Consider the following 215-nt stretch of genomic DNA (forward strand, 5'->3'; position numbering starts at 1 on the left):
TGGCTTTCCATTTCTATCAGGTTTATTTACAGAGGTTTGTAAAGCGGAAAATAAGTTTTGATAATTAATGACATTCGTTTCAGCTTTAACAAATTTAATGGCTCTTCGGAAATGAATTTTTCAAATCTTATTCTATCCCTTAATTATAGATTTTTTTGAAAACGAATGGTTCGGTATTTCATCGCAATTGTAGCCCCGCTATCCATTTCAAGCCG

This window comes from Pedobacter fastidiosus, assembly GCF_014306625.1.
Classification (GTDB): domain Bacteria; phylum Bacteroidota; class Bacteroidia; order Sphingobacteriales; family Sphingobacteriaceae; genus Pedobacter; species Pedobacter fastidiosus.